At 34.6% G+C, this 18,714-nt stretch carries 14 protein-coding genes; 5 read left to right on the top strand and 9 right to left on the bottom strand.

Annotated features, from left to right (window positions below; translation table 11 throughout):
- The 5 genes from RT250_RS03480 to RT250_RS03460 all read right to left on the bottom strand — a co-directional run.
- A partial coding sequence (locus RT250_RS03480; RefSeq protein ID WP_313112157.1) for a hypothetical protein occupies positions 1-826 on the bottom strand: 826 nt, incomplete at its 3' end.
- An 80-nt stretch (positions 827-906) separates the two neighbouring features.
- On the bottom strand, positions 907-4,404 hold the full coding sequence (locus RT250_RS03475) for an efflux RND transporter permease subunit (protein ID WP_313112155.1): 3,498 nt from the start codon (positions 4,402-4,404) through the stop codon (positions 907-909).
- Positions 4,405-4,418: 14 nt separating this feature from the next.
- Positions 4,419-5,579, bottom strand: coding sequence for an efflux RND transporter periplasmic adaptor subunit (locus RT250_RS03470; RefSeq protein ID WP_313112153.1), 1,161 nt, complete (start codon positions 5,577-5,579; stop codon positions 4,419-4,421).
- 26 nt (positions 5,580-5,605) lie between these two features.
- Entirely contained in the window at positions 5,606-6,985 is a 1,380-nt protein-coding gene (locus RT250_RS03465; RefSeq protein ID WP_313112152.1) for a TolC family protein, read from the bottom strand.
- A complete protein-coding gene (locus tag RT250_RS03460) occupies positions 6,978-7,589 on the bottom strand; it encodes a TetR/AcrR family transcriptional regulator (RefSeq protein WP_313112150.1) in 612 nt (203 codons plus the stop codon). Before RT250_RS03460 ends, RT250_RS03465 begins: the two co-directional genes overlap by 8 nt.
- Before the next feature lie 227 nt (positions 7,590-7,816).
- Here RT250_RS03460 and RT250_RS03455 point away from each other — a divergent pair, with 227 nt between their 5' ends.
- On the top strand, positions 7,817-8,791 hold the full coding sequence (locus RT250_RS03455; RefSeq protein ID WP_313112149.1) for a polyprenyl synthetase family protein: 975 nt from the start codon (positions 7,817-7,819) through the stop codon (positions 8,789-8,791).
- Here RT250_RS03455 and RT250_RS03450 read toward each other — a convergent pair.
- Positions 8,788-9,318 (bottom strand): alpha-ketoglutarate decarboxylase, encoded by a 531-nt coding sequence (locus RT250_RS03450; RefSeq protein ID WP_313112148.1) that lies wholly within the window; start codon positions 9,316-9,318, stop codon positions 8,788-8,790. The two genes, RT250_RS03455 and RT250_RS03450, sit on opposite strands and share 4 nt — an antisense overlap.
- Positions 9,319-9,430: 112 nt before the next feature.
- On the opposite strand from RT250_RS03450, the gene RT250_RS03445 reads away from it, so the two are divergent.
- Both RT250_RS03445 and odhB read left to right on the top strand, forming a co-directional pair.
- Entirely contained in the window at positions 9,431-12,208 is a 2,778-nt protein-coding gene (locus tag RT250_RS03445; RefSeq protein ID WP_313112147.1) for a 2-oxoglutarate dehydrogenase E1 component, read from the top strand.
- An 87-nt stretch (positions 12,209-12,295) separates the two neighbouring features.
- Positions 12,296-13,516, top strand: a complete 1,221-nt coding sequence (gene odhB, locus RT250_RS03440; protein WP_313112145.1) for a 2-oxoglutarate dehydrogenase complex dihydrolipoyllysine-residue succinyltransferase — start codon at positions 12,296-12,298, stop codon at positions 13,514-13,516.
- Between the two features lie 92 nt (positions 13,517-13,608).
- On the opposite strand, the gene RT250_RS03435 is transcribed toward odhB, so the two are convergent.
- From RT250_RS03435 to RT250_RS03425, 3 genes are read right to left on the bottom strand one after another with little or no spacing between them, the layout of a single operon-like run.
- Entirely contained in the window at positions 13,609-14,250 is a 642-nt protein-coding gene (locus RT250_RS03435; RefSeq protein ID WP_313112143.1) for a response regulator, read from the bottom strand.
- Positions 14,247-16,256, bottom strand: a complete 2,010-nt coding sequence (locus RT250_RS03430; protein WP_313112141.1) for a sensor histidine kinase — start codon at positions 16,254-16,256, stop codon at positions 14,247-14,249. The genes RT250_RS03435 and RT250_RS03430 overlap by 4 nt, the downstream gene beginning before the upstream one ends.
- A gap of 59 nt (positions 16,257-16,315) precedes the next feature.
- Positions 16,316-16,762 carry an aspartyl protease family protein gene (locus RT250_RS03425; RefSeq protein ID WP_313112185.1) on the bottom strand — a complete coding sequence of 149 codons (447 nt, stop codon included), beginning with the start codon at positions 16,760-16,762 and terminating at the stop codon, positions 16,316-16,318.
- Between the two features lie 48 nt (positions 16,763-16,810).
- On the opposite strand from RT250_RS03425, the gene RT250_RS03420 reads away from it, so the two are divergent.
- Complete coding sequence (locus RT250_RS03420; protein ID WP_313112139.1) at positions 16,811-17,575, top strand: TatD family hydrolase; 765 nt, start codon at positions 16,811-16,813, stop codon at positions 17,573-17,575.
- 72 nt (positions 17,576-17,647) lie between these two features.
- Positions 17,648-18,676, top strand: a complete 1,029-nt coding sequence (locus RT250_RS03415; RefSeq protein ID WP_313112137.1) for an asparaginase — start codon at positions 17,648-17,650, stop codon at positions 18,674-18,676.
- The last annotated feature ends 38 nt before the right edge of the window (positions 18,677-18,714 follow it).

The following is an 18,714-nucleotide window of genomic DNA, read 5'->3' as shown; positions in this document are numbered from 1 at the left end:
TGCCATTTAAAACCAAAACTTCATTAACAGGGTTTGGATATATAGAAAATAGTTTTTCATTAATATCATTTGTTCCTAAAGAGCAGTCTTCAGAATAGATAAAATTTGCAGCAACATACCAGCGAGAATATGGTAATTCATTATTATTAGCAGCCACCTCATCATCCACATTAACACACTGTAATTCTGTTAGCTCACAAGGTTCACCTTCAAATTGGCAGGGCAGGCTTATTGTTAAAATTGAATTAACTCCATTTTTTAAATTCAAATTTTCTAAAAAAATTAAATTCGCCGCTTCAACAATTTCAAGATTTACGTTACTGGAAAAATCCAATGAAGTCATTAGCATTGAAAAGCCAGGACTTTGACTGTTAAAATAAAGCTCTTTTAATAGAATGTTTTCACTCACATCCAGTAAATAAAGAATATTACCACTTACATCCAACAATTCTAAAGCTGAAAAATCTTCTAGGCCTGTTAAATCTTCTATAAATCGATGATTCACATCGAGCGTTACTACATTTTCAATATCACTTGTTAACACTTGTCCATTTATCACACCATCGCTATCAATGCCTAAGTCAATAAGTGCTTGTTCAAAATTAGGATCGGGTATGTTTGTTACTTGTGCGTAAAGCCCTAATGGCAATAAAAATATCCATATACATTGCTTATATAGTGTAGCTGTTTTTCTGTGTATTTTGAAAAATAATTTCATTATTTGAGGATTTAAGTTAGTTATTTGCTTATAAATATGCGAAAATTCTCGAATATGAAATTTTTGTTTGCCTGTATTATGATAGGAAATTCCCTGTTTTTTAGCCAAGCGTTACAATAAAAAATAAAAAAACCCTTTTGGAAAATTGCTAGCCAAAAGGGTTTTAGTGTTTATTGAATATTAATAGTTTAGGCTATCCGCTCGTAATTATTAGCTTCTTTAGCTCTTTGCTTTTTTAACTCCTTTAATCGCTTTTTCTTTCTCAGTCTAATTTTAGCGCGATTCACCAAATAAAACATCACCGGAACCACAATTAAGGTTAAGAAAGTTGCGAAAATTAGTCCGAAAATTACTGTCCAAGCCAATGGTCCCCAGAAAATTACGTTGTCCCCACCAATATAAATATTAGGGCTGTAATCTGTAAATAACCCGAAGAAATCGATGTTAAATCCGATAGCAAGCGGGATAAGCCCTAAAACGGTTGTAATCGCTGTTAAAAGCACTGGACGCAAACGGGATTTTCCACCCGCAACAATAATCTCAAAATACTGTTTTTTGGTAAGCATTTGCTCCTCGTCCATTTGCAACTCATACTTTTTACGATCTATAAGAATCTGGGTGTAATCGATAAGTACAATGGCGTTATTTACAACAATACCTGCAAGCGAGATAATTCCCATCATCGTCATAATAATTACGAAATCCATTTGGAAAACTACCAATCCGAGGAATACACCTGCTAAGCTTAATACTACCGAAGTAAGAATTATAATAGGTTTTGAAAGTGAGTTAAACTGAGCAACCAATATTAATAATATTCCTCCTAAAGCATAAAATAGCGCCATCATTAGGAAGCCCATATTGTCTTCTTGTTCTTCTTGCTCTCCTGTAAAGGTTAAATTAACGCCATTAGGTAAATCGTAATTTTGAAGTTCGGTTTTTAAATCGTTTACGATTTCGGTTCCGTTATAACCTCCAATTACGTTTGAATAAACGGTAATGGTTCTTTTTAAATCTTTTCTTTTTATTGCACTAAAGGAAGCCGTATTGTTTTTGGTAACCATAGCTGAAATGGGTACTTGAACAATTTGTCCTTGATTATTTCTAAAAGTAATTGGTTGATTAAAAAGTGCACTTTCGTCATACCTCGATGCCTCTGAAAGGCGTACGTTTATTTCGTAATCGTCATTTCCATCTTTGTAAGTGGAAGCTTCTTCTCCAAAAATAGCACGACGTAACGTTTGCCCAATTTGTCCTGTGCTAATTCCTAACTGTCCCGCTTTTTCACGATCTACAGTTACATTCATCTCAGGTTTACTCTTGTTTACGTCTATTTTTAGCTCTTCAATCCCGCTAATACCTAACCCTTCAATATACGAACGAAGATTTTCGGCCTCGTGAAGCATTTCCTCATAATCATCCCCACTTAATTCGATATTAATTGGGTATCCAACAGGAGGTCCAGCAGCATCTTTTTCAACAATAATAGAAGCTCCTGGGAAACCTTTTACAGATTCTCGAACTTCTTCTAAAACATCACTACTTTTTACACCACGTCGCAACTGATAATCTCGCATAGATAAAGTGATTTTACCTTTCTGCGGCATATCGTTACTTTGGCCCCCATCGGTTTGTGGGTTTCCAGCACCTTGACCTACTTGGGAAACTGCAGATTCAACCATATAGTTGTAGCCATTGTCTTCGTATTTTGAAATGGTTTTGTATATACGCTCCTCAACTTGTTTAGTGAGCTCGTTTGTTTTCTCAATATCAGTTCCTTGCGGATACTCTATATAAGTAATAATTTGATTCGGTTCATTTTCTGGAAAGAATAGTACTTTGGGTTGTACTAAGCCTACTAAAACGAACGAAAGAAATAACAATACCACTGTACCAAAGAAAAACACATAGGCTTTTGGTCCTTTTAGTGCGTATTTTAAAGTGCCTTCGTAGAAGTTTTCAAGTTTTTTCAAAGATTTATACTGAAAATACTCAACTGCACCTGCCAATACGTATTTGTATAACCAAAGCATTATAGCCGTTAGGATTGCTAAATTTCCAAACCCTCTAAAGGCAGCAATATCCATAATAAACCCAGCAACCAGAAGCAACGCCCCAACTCCGAACAATATTAAACTCCAGCGAATAAGCTTTTGTTTTGTAAGCGGTTCTTCTTCAATCTTCATAAATTTTGAAGTAAGCATGGAGTTAATTACAAGCGCTACAAAAAGCGAAGAACTCAATACTACAGATAGTGTAATTGGGAAATAAATCATAAACTTACCTATCATCCCTGGCCAAAGTCCGAGCGGGAAAAAGGCTGCAAGTGTAGTAGCCGTAGAAGCAATAATAGGCCAAGCAATTTCACCCATACCTTGTTTTGCTGCTTTTTTAGGCGACATACCCTCACTCATCAAGGTATATACGTTTTCTACCACCACAATTCCATTATCTACCAACATTCCGAGACCCATAACTAGTCCGAAAAGCACCATTGTATTAAGCGTAAAACCTAATGACGATAGTATAAATAACGACATAAGCATAGAAAGCGGGATAGCAAAACCAACAAAAAGCGCATTTCTAAACCCTAAAAAGAACATAAGTACCACAACAACCAAGATAACCCCAAAAATGATGTTGTTTACCAAGTCGTTTACCTGGTTTTCAGTTTTGATTGATTGGTCATTAGAAAGACTTATATGCAGCGTTTCTGGCAGGTAATTATCTTGCTCGTCTTTGATAAGTTCTTTAATTAGCTCAACCGCCTCAATCATATTTTTTCCTGCTCGTTTCTTAACATCGAGCATGACAACAGGTTCTCCGTATTCACGAGCAAAAGTTGTAGCATCTTTCTCGTGAAATTTAATGTCGGCAATGTCTTTTAGGAAAACAATCCCATCATCTTTTTTAACTACAAGCCTTTCTAGCTCTTTGGGATTTTGAATTTCACCCGTAATCCGAATGTTTTTTTGAACGCCATTGGTTATAATATTACCACCAGAAATTGTAGTATTTTCACCTTTAATGGCATTTATAATATTGTCGAAGCTAACCTGAGAAGCGGTCATTTTATAAATATCGACAGCTACTTCAATTTCTTTTTCTTCAGCCCCTCGAATGGTAGCTTCCTTTATTTGAGGCAGCATTTCAATTTTATCCTGAAGGTATTCGGCGTAATCCTTTAATGTCTGAACGGTATAATCTCCTGTAAGGTTAATATTTAAAATAGGAAATTCTTCCGAAAAATTTAAATCGAAAGCATTTGGTTCAACTTTAGCTCCATTGGTAAGTACTGGCCAAGTAGCTTCCGCTTTTACAAGGTCTATTTTATCTTTAACAGATTGTTTTGCTACAGGAATTTCTACGCTCTCTTCAAATTCCACAATAATTATGGAGTAATCTTGAAGGGTAGTAGAAGTAATTTCTTTTACTCCTGCAATATCCTTAAACTCTTCTTCTAGGGGCTCGGTTATAAACTTTTCTACATCTTCGGCAGAGTTACCTGGGTTAACCGAACTTACATAAATCTTAGTTTCGATAATTTCTGGAAATGCCTCACGAGGCATACTATAATAGGCAAAGGCACCTAAAAATAGGATAATAGCCATTACCACATAGACCGTCATTTTGTTGTCGATAGCCCAAGATGAAATACTAAATTCTTTATACGGGTTTTTGCTCATTTTGCAAGAGTTTCTTATTGTTTGATAGTTACTTTTTGACCGTCGCGAAGTGTTTTCGCACCTTCCATTATAATTGTATCACCTTTTTTGAGTCCCGACTTTACTTCGGTTTGATTACCGTATGAAAGCCCTGTTTCAATAATAATGCGTTTAGCTACACCGGTACTATCATCTACAGGTTTGTATATATAAGCAATAGTTTCACCAGCAGCATTCTCTTGCAAAATATTTTCAGGTATGGTAACTGCATTCTCTGCGGTGTAGTCGTTTACTTTTACTGTTGCAATTAAATTTGGTTTTACATTACCATCCTTGTTTGGAATCTCAACTTGAATCTCAAAACTTCTATTATTCGGATTTATATAGTTGCTTACTTGACGAACAGTTCCTGTAAAATTTTCGTTAATTGACGCTAAGTTTACTTCAACACGTGTCCCTTTCTTAATGTTTGTTAAATAGGTTTCAGGTATTGACGCTTTAACATACATATCACTTAAGTTTACTAGTCGAATAATTGGGGTTTGTCCCGGTACAACTACTTGACCTGGGTCCGAAATAATATCGTCTATCACTCCGCTGAATGGGGCAGTGATAATAGTTTTTCCTAATTGAGAACGCAACTGATTGGTGGTGTTTTTTGCGGCTTCGTAATTGGTTTTTGCTTGGAGATATTGAATTTCTGAACCAATTTTTTGTTCCCAAAGTCTTTCTTGACGTTCGAAAGTTGTTTTTGCTAAAGCTAGTTGTGCTTCTTGTTGTGCTACTTGGCTGGATAAACCACCATCGTCAATTTTGGCAAGACGTTGACCTCTTGACACCCGCTGACCTTCTTTTACGTATATATTGGTAAGTACACCTGAGTATTCGGCATTTAAAACGACATTTTGATTTGTTTCAACATTTCCTTGCACTTCAACATAGTGTTTGAAAATGGTGTCTTTAATCTCTTGAGCCGTAATTAATGCTGGACGTTCCTTTTTTTCGTGAGAATCGATATACTCATTCAACTTGTCGATATCGGCTTTAAGGTCTCTTTGCTGTTGATTAAGTTCAGTTCTTTTAGTCTTAATTGCAGAAAGATCTCCAGATTCTATGAGAGAATCCACAGATTTTTGGTCCCCGCCGCAAGAAACCAAAGTGGCTGTAAAAATTATAAGTAGAAATATTTTTTTCATTTTTTGATTTATTTAAGTCGGTAGGGTTAATATTTTCCTTTTATTTCATCCGAAACTATTCGTAATTGCGGGATGTTTAATACTGTTTCCAGATTTGTTTTTTCATTTATTACGTTCAACATCGATTGAAAATACTGTTGTTGCGCTGTATATAATTGTGTTTGTGCTTGGCGTAAATCAAAACTTGTTGATAGGCCTTCAGTAAATTTCACCTGATTTTTGTTTTCAATTCGCTCCGCTAATTTTAAGTTCTTTTTAGAATTTTCATAATTCTCGATTGCGAATTGATAATTGCTTTGTGCTGTTGTTAAATCGAGTTTAATTTTCTGCTTGGTGTTTTCTAAATCTGTTTTGGCTTGGTCTAAAGCAATTCTTGTTCGCTGTGTCGCAGCGCTTCGCATACCACTACTAAAGATAGGTATGTTTAAATTTACACCCAGGACTGAGGATTGATACCACCTCTGATCGCCGTTGAAAAAGGTAAAATCTTCACTATTTGCAGAGGTGCCATAGTTTATAAAGGCCGAAAGAGTAGGTAGTGCTTTACTCTTCTCTAATCTATTTTCAAAAAAACGTTGTTGCACGAGATTGTTTGCAATTTTGAAATCTACATTCTCTTCAAAATTTATCGAATTGTCTAAAAGCGCAAGGCTAATATTTGCATCTGCTAATTTGTCTAAATCGTCTGTTAACGTAATTGGAGTGTCAACATCTATCCCCAAAGAAAGGTTGAACATTTGCTTTGCTATTTTCCTACTTCTTTTGGCATTGCTTAATTGAGTTTCGATGTCTAAAAGTGTGATTTCTAGCTGTTCGACACTTTCTTCTTCAGCCAATCCATTTTCAAATATTTTTCGGGTTTCAAAAAGATTGTTTTCTAGATTGGTTTTGTTTTTTTCAAAAATGGCTACTAATTCCTCCGAAAGTAGAACACTTCCATAGGCATTAATAACACCTTTGCGAACTTCTAAACGCACTTTTTCGTTGTAATTCTCGGAGTATTTTAAAAATGTTTTCGCTGCTTTTAATCCCACAAGATAACTGCCATCAAAAATAAGTTGGTTTAATGTAGCTACAGCATTGGCATTTTGCTTTGTTCCAAAAGTAACTGGAAGATATGTGCCTGGCTCTCCACCTGCAAGCTCCCCAGGAAGCAAGGTTACCGGCTGTTTTAAGTTGTTTTGGTAACTTGCGCTTCCACTAATTTGCGGTAGCCCTTGAGCTGTAGTTTCCCATTTTTGCTTTATAGCCTTAGCAATGTCACGTCTAGCATTAATAGAAGTGTAATTGCTGTCTAAAGCAAATAGAATTGCTTCCTCAAGACTAAAACTATATTCTTTTTGCTCTTGAGAAAATCCTGCAAAACTGAACAGTATAATACTGAATACTAAAATTCTTTTAATCATTAGTGTGATGTTCTTTAAGGTATTTATTTAGTGTCATTAATCCTTCAGGTGTTACAATTCCTCTTAAATGATATTCTAAGTATTCTTCAGCTCTATATTTTGATGAGAACTTTTCAATAGGGAATAATTCTTGATCGTGAATGTTAGTTATCCCCATAAAATAAAGCCGACTTATAAAATCTGAATCAATATTTTTACGGTATAAGCCTTGTTCTATGCCCTTTTCGATATTCTTTTGAGTACTCTCCAACATTTTTTCAAGCTGGTTCTTATGAATACTCGAACTTATTTCAGGGTAATACTTATTTAGTTGATACTGTGCAGATGAATGTTCGTCTTTTAATTTCTGCATAATAAATTTCTTAATCTGGAATAATTCTTCAATCGGATTTATATCTAAAGCACATATTTCGTCTATCCCCGTTGTAATATTGCTTAACATACTCCACGCACATTCTTTAATAAGTTCTGTCTTATTCTTAAAATGTGTGTAAATTGTTTTTTTCGATATAGCCAACTCTTGAGCTATATCATCCATGGTAACACTCTTAACGCCAAGCTTTAAGAAGAGGTTTGTAGCTTTATGAATTATTCGGTCTCTCATAAGGGGGTGCAAAGATAGGTTGCGGAAACTTTTAAAACAATAGTAGTTTCCAAAGTTTTATTTTATTTAACATTTTAGATATTAGAGTGTAATAGAGCGCTTAATTATTATATACCTAATGTAATTCACATATGGAGAAACCTACTTATTAAGTTTGAGTTCTTTTTCGACTATAATTTGTGTGCATTTGCAATGCTTATTTTACCTTAGCCAAAATTTTTAATTCAATGGAAATTTTATCGAAATACAACACCCTTCTAAATCAAAATCTTGAACAGGCAGTTTCTCAAAACGAGCCAGCTCAACTTTACGATCCTATTAAGTATATTCTTTCGTTAGGGGGCAAAAGAATTAGACCAGCACTAACGCTGATGGTTTGTGATTTTTTTGGAAAAGATTACAAAGAGGCTTTATCTGCAGCAATGGCAGTAGAGTTATTTCATAACTTCTCGCTTATTCACGATGATATTATGGATAACGCACCTTTACGTAGAGGGAAAGCAACCGTTCATGAAAAGTGGGATATAAACACAGGTATTCTTTCCGGTGATGCTATGTTGATTTTAGCATATAGATTTTTTGAAAATTACAATCCGAAAACATTTCAGGATTTAGCTAAACTTTTTAGTGAAACCGCTTTACAAGTTTGTGAAGGGCAACAACACGATATGGATTTTGAAACTCGTGATGATGTTTCTCTAGATGAATACATTAATATGATAGATCATAAAACCGCAGTATTAGTTGGTGCGGCAATGAAAATGGGAGCAATTGTTGCGGATGCCTCTGAAAATGATAAGGATAAAATTTATCAATTTGGAAGGAATCTTGGAATTGCATTTCAGTTGCAAGACGATTATTTAGATGTTTTTGGCGACCCAGAAACATTTGGGAAGCAAGTTGGTGGCGATATAATTGCAAACAAAAAGACCTTCCTTTACCTAATAGCAATAGAACAAAGCACTAAAGTTCAAGCTGAAGAATTAGAGCATCTTTACAGTATTAATCCAAAAGATCCAGCTGATAAAATCTCAACAGTTAAGGATGTTTTTGTTAACTCTGGAGCGGCAAAAGCTACTCAGGTAGAGATTGAAAAATATAGTAATTTGGCTTATTCTGTGTTAAACGAAATAAACATTACTGATGAGAAAAGAGAAATGTTTCGTCAGTTTGGAAATAGCTTGATGGAGCGAAACGTTTAAAAATACACTCTTACAAATGGAGCAAAGGCACTCCCGTAAATACTTTCATCTTTATCAAAAAGTACATCGTATCGAACTCCCATAGTAAAATTATTACTTCGGAATCCAGCCCCGAGATATAAGGCAGGATACCAGTAATTTCTCGTTACATCTGGGCTGCCTATAAATTTATAAGTTCGGTTTACATTTAATTCTTCAAACTCTGCTGATAGTTGAATTTCAGGAATAACGTTATATAGTGCAAGTACACTTCCACCTAAAATAGTTGCAGAATTATTATTTTTTAAACTTGCGTAAGTTCCTGTAAGTGCCACTCCTGCAGAAAATTGATTGTTAAATTCATAAATAGCACTTGGGGCTAGGGTACCGCTAAAGTAACCATTTCCAAAATTTAAACCCACGCCACCACCAAATCGCACATGGTCCCAAAAGTTGTAATGTTTCTCCTGAGCATTCGCATTATTTGAGTAAAACATTACTGAAATTAGTAATATTTTAGCAATTAGTCTATATACCGTCTTTTCCATTATGAATACTTTATGAGTTTCAAACAATAAATATATGAATTCGAGCCGCCTATTGTGCTTAATTATTGTAAATTTGTACCGTTTTATTTAAAAGACCATTTGTATATTTATCATGGATAAATTTTCATTCTTAAACGCGGTTCACCCATCTGTAATCGCTAAACAATACGAAAAATATTTACAATACCCAGATAGCATTGAACCAAGTTGGAGAGCATTCTTCCAAGGGTTTGATTTTGGCTCAGAGCCAGGAAGTCAAGAATTCTTTGCGGATTCGGGAGTTGCTTCAACAGATCCTCAGGATTATGATCTAGGTGCAATTTGTGCTGATGTAATTAAGGAATTCCAAGTAATAAAATTAATTGATGCCTATCGTACAAGAGGGCATTTCTTCACAAAAACAAACCCAGTTAGGGAGCGTAGAACTTATACCCCAACCTTGGATATTGAGAATTTTGGACTTTCACAAGACGATTTGAAAGCGAAATTTAGAGCGGGAGAAATTATTGGTATAGGTGAAAATACTCTTGAAGAGATAATCACGCACCTTAAAAGAATTTATTGCGAATCTATCGGTATGGAATATATGTTTCTTCGTAAACCCGAAGAAATTGATTGGATTCAGCAAAGACTAAATGCTAATGACAATCAGCCAAACTTTACTGTAGACCAAAAGAAGCATATTCTTAAAAAGCTTAACGAGGCGGTATCTTTTGAGAACTTCCTTCACACAAAATACGTAGGGCAAAAAAGATTCTCTTTGGAAGGAGGTGAAAGCTTAATTCCAGCTTTAGATACTCTTATCGAAAATGCAGCAGAAAGAGGGGTTGAAGAATTTGTAATGGGAATGGCTCACCGTGGTCGTTTAAGTACTCTTACAAATATATTCGGAAAAAGTGCAAAGAATATTTTCAGTGAATTTGACGGAAAAGATTATGCACTCGATATTTTTGATGGAGATGTTAAGTACCACTTAGGTTGGACTTCAAAACGCAAAACAGATTCAGGAAAAGAAATTAACTTGAATATTGCACCTAACCCTTCACATTTGGAGACTGTTGGAGCAGTAGTTCAGGGTATTGCACGTTCTAAGCAAGACGACCATCACAAAGATAACCCAAGCAAAGTATTGCCAATAGTTGTTCACGGTGATGCTGCAATTGCTGGTCAAGGTCTAGTTTATGAAATTGTGCAAATGGCACAACTTGATGGATATAAAACAGGCGGAACAATACATATTGTAGTAAACAACCAAATAGGTTTTACTACAAATTACCTAGATGCACGTTCATCTATATACTGTACAGATGTTGCTAAAGTAACACTATCTCCGATACTTCACGTAAACGCAGATGACGTAGAAGCTGTAGTTCACGCAATGAATTTTGCACTGGATTTCAGGATGGAATACGGTCGTGATGTGTTTATAGATTTATTAGGATATAGAAAATACGGCCATAACGAAGGTGATGAGCCACGATTTACGCAGCCTAAACTTTACAAAGCAATTGCTAAGCACAAGAATCCAAGAGATATTTATGCTGCTAAATTGATTAGTGAAGGGGTAATCGATAGCGAATACGTTGCTAAACTAGAAAAAGAATACAAGGATAAACTAGAGGAAAACCTAGAAGATTCAAGAAAAGAGGATAAAACAACCGTTACTCCATTTATGCAAGATGAATGGAAGGGTTACGAATATTCTGAAGAAGGTCAGATGTTAGAGTCTGTGGACACTACATTTGATTTAAAGAAGCTTGATGAAATTGCTGAGGTTATTACAGCGCTTCCTAAGGATAAAAAATTCCTTAAAAAAATAGCTAAGCTTATTGAGTCTAGAAAAGAAATGTACTTTGAGAAGAACAAACTGGACTGGGCAATGGGTGAGCTGTTGGCTTATGGAAGTTTGCTAAAAGAAGGTCACGATGTAAGAATGAGCGGGCAGGATGTAGAGCGTGGAACTTTCTCTCACCGTCACGCAGTAATAAAAGTTGAAGAGAGCGAAGAAGAAGTAGTTCTTTTAAACAACTTAAAAGGCGATCAAGCTAATTTCTATATTTACAACTCATTGCTTTCAGAGTATGGAGTTGTAGGCTTTGATTATGGCTATGCTATGGCTAGCCCTAATACGTTAACCATTTGGGAAGCACAATTTGGAGATTTTAGTAATGGAGCACAAATTATGATCGACCAGTATATTTCAGCTGCTGAAGATAAATGGAAGCTTCAAAATGGTTTGGTAATGTTATTACCACATGGTTATGAAGGCCAAGGTGCAGAACACTCTTCGGCAAGAATGGAGCGTTACCTACAGTTGTGTGCTGTAGATAATATGTTTGTTGCAGATGTTACAACACCGGCAAACTTATTCCACTTATTGAGAAGACAAATTAAAACTAACTACCGCAAACCATTAATTGTATTTACTCCTAAGAGTTTATTACGTCATCCAAAAGTAGTTTCTACTAAGGAGGAATTTGCAAATGGAACATTCCAAATGGTTATTGATGATGCGGAGGTAAAAGCTTCAAAAGTAAAATCATTGGTATTTGTTACAGGTAAATTCTATTACGATTTACTCGAGAAAAGAGAAGAATTAAAAAGAGATGATGTTGCGTTGGTGCGAATTGAGCAATTATTCCCACTCCCAACCGATGAGATTAATAAGATAATTAAGAAGTATAAAAATGCAGATGATATAGTTTGGGCACAAGAAGAACCTAAAAATATGGGGGCTTATTCTTATTTAATGATGCATTTTGAAGAAGCTAAAAACTTTAGAATTTGCAGTAGAAAAATGTATGCTGCTCCAGCTGCAGGAAGTACTGTTCGCTCAAAAGCAAGACACGCTAAAGTAATTGAAAACGTGTTTGATAAAGACATGAAGTAAGATTTATACTTACTTTGTAAATAATAAAATAAAAACATTTAAATTTATTAGATTAATAAATGAGGGTTTATATAAAACAAAAATAATATGGCATTAGAAATGAAAGTCCCGTCTCCGGGAGAATCCATCACAGAAGTTGAAATTGCCGAATGGTTAGTAAGCGATGGTGATTATGTGGAAAAAGATCAAGCAATCGCTGAGGTAGATAGTGACAAGGCAACTCTTGAACTTCCGGCAGAAGCGAGTGGAATCATTACTTTAAAAGCAGAAGAAGGTGATACAGTTGAAGTAGGGCAGGTGGTTTGCATTATTGATACAGACGCTGCAAAGCCAAGTGGCGAAGATGCTCCTAAGGCTGATAAAAAAGAAGAAAAGAAAGAAGAGGCTCCATCTAAACCAGCAGCTCCCAAAGAAGAAGAAAAGAAATCTTACGCTACAGGTACTCCTTCCCCAGCTGCTAAGAAGATTCTTGATGAGAAAGGAATGTCTTCCAAAGATGTAAAAGGAAGTGGACGTGACGGTCGCGTTACAAAAGACGACGCTGTTAAAGCTACTCCATCTATGGGTACTCCAGGAACAGGAAGCCGTGGAAGCGAGCGTAAAAAACTTTCTATGTTACGTAGAAAAGTTGCAGAACGTTTGGTTTCAGCTAAAAATGAAACAGCGATGCTTACTACTTTTAACGAGGTAGATATGTCGCCAATTTTCGAATTAAGAAGTCAGTATAAAGAACAGTTTAAAGCTAAACACGGAGTAGGATTAGGCTTTATGTCTTTCTTTACTTTGGCAGTTGTTCGTGCATTAGAGCTATACCCAGATGTAAACTCTATGATTGACGGAGATTATAAGATTTCTTACGACTTTAAAGATATTTCAATTGCCGTTTCTGGACCTAAAGGTTTAATGGTTCCTGTAATTAGAAATGCTGAAAATTTAAGTTTTAGAGGTGTTGAAGATGAAGTGAAGCGCCTTGCACTTAGAGCTAGAGATGGTCAAATAACTGTTGATGAAATGACAGGTGGTACGTTTACAATTTCTAACGGAGGAGTTTTCGGAAGTATGCTTTCTACTCCAATTATTAACCCACCTCAATCTGCAATTTTAGGAATGCACAACATTGTTGAGCGTCCAATTGTAAGAGATGGAGGAATAGTAGTAGCACCTATTATGTTTGTAGCACTTTCTTACGACCATAGAATTATTGATGGCCGTGAATCGGTTGGATTCCTAGTTGCAATTAAGGAAGCATTAGAAAATCCAGTTGAGTTATTAATGGATAACGATGTGAAAAAAGCGTTAGAATTATAAACTAACTCATAAATATATAGTACAAAAAATCCGGCCAATAGCCGGATTTTTTTATTAGTGATTACTAATATATAAAATTAAAGAGAATTAGCTTATAGTAATTTTTCATGATTTTCTTTGGCCCAAATAAGCAAACTATTGGTTTTAGCTTCTAAATTTAATTTGTTGATAATATTGCTTCTGTGTTTTTCCACCGTTCTGTAAGATATAAAGAGTAAAGAAGCTATCTCTTTATTAGTTTTGTCATTTGCAATAAGCTTCAAAATCTTTTTTTCTGAAGGCGTGAGCTTTTTTAAATCATTGCTTTCAACAGGATTTATGTCAATCAGCTCCATTATTCTATTACTGAAAAAAGGTTCACCTTTAGACACGGTTTTAATGCAATTTTCAATTTCATCTAAAGCAAATTCTTTTAAAATATATCCGAATATATTGAGTTCTTGTGCTTTTTGATAAAGCTCCTTCTCCTTGTGAAGAGTAATAAGTACAATTTTCGTATCAATACCTTCTAGGCCTTTGCATTTCTGTGCGATTTCAATCCCAGACATATATGGCATTTGTATGTCAATTATGGCTATGTCGGGATTTTCCTTCACAATTAAGTTGTAAGCTTCCCTTCCGTCATTCCCACTACCAATTAAATTATAGTTTTTCTCAATCAAAAAATCACTTAGCCCTTTTAAAAGTAAGGGATGATCATCTGCTATAATAATTGAATGTTTGTGCTTTTTCATAATGGTAGTTGAAATTCTATTAATGTTCCAAAGTCTTTTTTAGAAGTTACTTTCATTTGTCCTTTAAGAAATTTAGTGCGTTCCAGTAACGTTTTTAACCCAAGAGATTTTAAATCTTGGTATCTGTCTGTAAAGTCAAAACCCACACCATTGTCGCGAATAGAAATAAGTATATTGTTTGACAATATTTTAATAGAAACTTTCCCTGCTTCAGCATTCGCATGCTTTATAATGTTGCTTAAGCTTTCCTGAACTATTCTATATATGTTGACTTCCTCCTCTTTAGTGAATAGGTTGTCTATATTATCAATTTCTGAAGAAATAAAAAGGGATGTGTTTTCATCAATTTGCCTAATTGTGTTTTCTATGGCTTTGGTAACCCCTAATTCTTGAAGGTGAAATGGGTGCAAATCTCTTGATATGCTTCGTACCTCTTCAATAGTATGATTCACCATTTCTTTAACTTCTGGGGTGCCTTTTTTAATCAGTTTGTTTTTTATGAGTAATAATTGTTGCCCTATTCCATCGTGTAAATCTTTCGAAATTCTACGACGTTCTTTTTCTTGAGAAATAAGTAATTCCTGACTGAATTTTTCTTGGAGATCTTTATTACTTCTTAAGTGTATTTGATTTCGATATAAAATAACCACCCCGAAAGCCAGAATTAAAGCTATTCCTCCAAAAATCATTGCTTTTTTAAAAATTTCATTGTCCTTTTCTAGTAAGCTAATGTTTGTGTTTTTTTCAATTAATTCTTTTTCCTTTTTTTCAGTTTCATATAAAGATAGATAGTAAGCCAGTGCATTTGCGGTACTTCTATTATAAATGGAGTCTTTTATTAATGATGCGGCGCGGTTACTTTCGATACTTTTTCTGTACTCTTTCATATCAAAGTAGATTTCTGATAAGAATTTGAAAGAATTCATTATATCGTCTTCAGAGTTAATACGTTGTGCTATTTCTAAACACTGAGTAGCAATTTCTTCTGCTTCTTCGTAGTAACCTGTGGTTTGTAAAAATTTAGCCTTTGCACTTAAATAATTAATTTTTGTTACTTGGTCATCAAGAATATCGAGTTTTATGTTTTCTAATAGGTTTAAATGAATGTTGGCCTCTTTAATTTGATATCTCTCGCAGTAGTAGTTTACAAGACTTGAGTGAATGTTTATAAATACTGTTTTATTAGACTTTTCGTTATCAAAGTGTTCTACTGCTAAAAGTAAAGATTTAAATTCAGCATTTTTATCGCCCATTTTGTGGTAATCAATTGCTTGATTATAGTACTCTTGAGATAAGAAAGAGTTTAATTTTAAATTTTTAATTTTTTCTATTAAGGCATTTCTTTCGGTTTTTGCTTTTTCGTAAAAACCATTTCTACTAAACATATTAATTATTCCTTGCTGAGCAGTAATCATACAGTCGTACTTTTCTTGACTTTCAAAAATCGAATACGCTTTGTGTAGGTCTTCTCCTGCAAGTATAAATTTTCCTAAACTTGAGTATGCTTGGCCGCGATGATAATGTGTTTCTGCAATACTAAGTGAATCGCAATAAGAAAAATTTAAAAATGCTTTGTTGTAATCAGAAATTGCTTTGTTAGCATCAACTTGGGTGTTTGCTATCCCTCGCTTTAGATACAATCCTCCAAGTAATATGCTGTCATTTATTTTGTACTTACGAGCGAGAACACTGTTTATAACGGTTATAGCATTTAAAGGGTCGTTGCGAAAGTTTGTAAGTGGCCGTTGTAAATCGATTGCTTTTTTAGCAGCAGCTTCTATAAAGTCTAGTTCTTGAGCTAATTTAACGTATTCAATACTGTATTGAATAAAAGCATCGATATTATTCTTCTTGTTTAGAGAAATAAGACTGTCTAAAGTTGCTAACTTTTCAGTTCTAGATTGTTCAATTTGAGTAGTGCTAGAATACTCAGTTTCATGCGCGTTGAATCCCCAAATGGGGGATAAGGCAATAATAGTTAAAAATATAGCTAGGTTCTTAAGCACGTTTATATTATAATCTATTTACTATAAATGTACTTAAAAAATTACAATAATTTTTTATGTTAAAGACTCGGTACTTTTATATAAAAGCAATTTCTTCCATAATCGATAACTGCGCGATTCTTTTTTAAAAAATCAGCTCCAATAATACCGTGAATAGGTCCTTCTTCAACTTGTGCTAATGCTTCGTTTACGTGGGTAAGATCAAAAAGCACAAAATCCATATTAGAAATCTTCCAACTCTTAATTGCAAAAATGTTTTTTCTGGAAAGCATAGTTTCCATGTTTATAGCTCCGGCACCAGCAGCTTTAATCATGCTCTCTTCACTAATAAGTTTAAAGTGAGTGCTGTTTTTAAAACCTACACAACTTGTGGAAGCACCAGTATCTAAAATGAAATCGCCCGAAACACCATTTATTTTAGCCGAGAACAAATAATGCCCGGTGGCTAATTTTTTAAGTGGAATGCGATAAAAACCTTGGGTTTCAAGAAATTCTCGTAAATGCATCAATTTTTTTGCTCAAAGATAGTAAACAAAATAAGTAGCTTTGCAGTTATGATTACAGATACCCATACCCATTTATATAGTGATGCCTTTTCTGATGACCGAGCAGATATGATGCAACGTGCATTTGATGCAGGAGTTACACGTTTTTTCATCCCCGCAATAGACTCGGGTTTTACCGAATCTATGTATGATCTAGAAAAGGAATATCCAGAAAATGTTTTCTTAATGATGGGGCTACACCCAACTTCAGTAAAAGAAAACTATGAAGAAGAGTTAGCTCACGTCGAGAAACAGTTCGAAAAACGCGATTTCTTTGCCGTTGGCGAAATAGGAATTGATCTTTATTGGGATACTTCTACATTAGAAATTCAAAAGATTGCTTTTAAACGCCAAATTCAATTAGCCAAAAAATACCAACTTCCTATAGTAATACATTGTCGTGATGCTTTTGATGAAATTTTCGAAGTTTTAGAAACCGAAAAAAGTGAAGACTTATTCGGTATTTTTCATTGCTTTACAGGAAATTTTGAACAAGCACAAAAAGCTATTTCATATAATATGAAATTGGGGATAGGTGGGGTGGTTACCTTTAAAAACGGTAAAATAGATAATTTTTTAAATCAAATTCCTTTGAAACATATCGTTTTAGAAACCGATTCGCCTTACCTTGCTCCGGTTCCTTATAGAGGGAAACGTAATGAAAGTAGTTATTTGGCCTTAATTTGTAAAAAACTTTCAGAGTTATACAATATTTCTGAAGCCGAAGTAGCTCGTATAACGACTGAAAACTCCAAGGCGGTTTTTAAAATTTGATGCCTAATAGCATAATCGTAATTTTTTTTAATCGCAGCATATTATTTTTCACTTAAAAGCTTAGAGATTAATATGAAAACCCAACCTAACATACTCCTTATATATACAGGTGGAACAATCGGGATGATAAAAGACTTTGAAACTGGTGCTTTGCGCAATTTCAATTTTGATGAATTATTAAATCATATTCCCGAACTTAAACTGTTAGACTGTAATATTACCACAACCTCATTTCCTGAACCCATTGATAGTTCTAATATGAACCCTAAGTATTGGGTAGATATAGCAACTATTATTGAAGAAAATTATGATGAAATAGATGGATTTGTAGTGTTGCATGGTAGCGATACAATGTCATATACTGCATCGGCATTGAGTTTTATGTTGGAAAATTTAGGGAAACCTGTGGTTTTTACTGGTTCCCAACTTCCAATTGGAGATTTGCGTACCGATGCAAAAGAAAATTTAATTACTTCCATTCAAATCGCATCGTTACGAGAAAAGGGTGTTCCGAAAATTGCGGAGGTTTGTCTTTATTTTGAATACAAATTATATAGAGGAAATAGAACGACTAAGATAAATGCAGAACATTTTGAGGCTTTCGAGTCGCCAAATTATCCAGATTTGGTTCAAAGTGGGTTGCATTTAGTGGTTAATGACGAAGCGCTTTACAAACCGAACCGCAGAAAAAAGCTTAAAGTTCATAAAACCATGGAGAGCAATATACTGTTGGTTAAGATTTTTCCAGGTATAGACGAATCTACTATTAATTATTTATTTAATTATCCTGAGATGAAAGGTTTGATTTTAGAAACTTACGGTGCAGGTAATGTAACTACTGAAGAATGGTTTATCAATTCGCTTAAGAATGTTATAAAAAGAAGGGTTCCGGTAATAAATGTAACCCAATGCACTGGTGGGAGTGTAAATATGGGGCTATACGAAACTAGTACAGCGCTTAAAAAAATGGGAGTAATTAGTGCGAAGGATAGCACTACAGAAGCTGCATTAGCTAAATTAATGTATCTATTAGGTGAAAATGTTTCTCCAAATAGCTTTAAAACCATATTCGAAACCTCATTAAGAGGAGAAATGCAGTAAATTAATCTGTTATTTTTTTTTATGGCGTTGATTTTTTT

This window comes from Aequorivita sediminis (assembly GCF_032080575.2).
GTDB lineage: Bacteria > Bacteroidota > Bacteroidia > Flavobacteriales > Flavobacteriaceae > Aequorivita > Aequorivita sediminis.
The sequence above is the reverse complement of the archived record's forward strand: the minus strand, read 5'-3'. Positions and strand labels throughout refer to the sequence as shown.